Source organism: Providencia sp. Me31A (genome assembly GCF_050487165.1).
Lineage (GTDB): Bacteria > Pseudomonadota > Gammaproteobacteria > Enterobacterales > Enterobacteriaceae > Providencia.
Map to the genome: position 1 here is coordinate 1 of NZ_JBKQGZ010000078.1, position 641 is coordinate 641.

General features: G+C 52.3%; 1 rRNA gene. It reads right to left on the bottom strand.

The annotated features are described in order from the left end of the window. Positions 1-641 (bottom strand): 23S ribosomal RNA (locus ACLPIE_RS22545); the annotation flags it as partial.

Consider the following 641-nt stretch of genomic DNA (forward strand, 5'->3'; position numbering starts at 1 on the left):
CTTCACCTAATGCCAGCGTGCCTTCTCCCGAAGTTACGGCACCATTTTGCCTAGTTCCTTCACCCGAGTTCTCTCAAGCGCCTGAGTATTCTCTACCTGACCACCTGTGTCGGTTTGGGGTACGATTAATGATAATCTAGAGCTTAGAGGCTTTTCCTGGAAGCGGGGCATGAGCTACTTCATCACCGTAGTGACTCGTCGTCGAACCTCAGCATGTAGTGAACCGGATTTGCCTAATTCACCTGCCTACATTCTTAAACCGGGACAACCGTCGCCCGGATAGCCTAGCCTTCTCCGTCCCCCCATCGCAATTATCACCAGTACGGGAATATTAACCCGTTTCCCATCGACTACGCATTTCTGCCTCGCCTTAGGGGTCGACTCACCCTGCCCCGATTAACGTTGGACAGGAACCCTTGGTCTTCCGGCGTGCGGGTTTTTCACCCGCATTATCGTTACTTATGTCAGCATTCGCACTTCTGATACCTCCAGCATACCTCGCAGTACACCTTCGCAGGCTTACAGAACGCTCCCCTACCCAACAATATTTACATATCGCTGCCGCAGCTTCGGTGCATAGTTTAGCCCCGTTACATCTTCCGCGCAGGCCGACTCGACCAGTGAGCTATTACGCTTTCTTT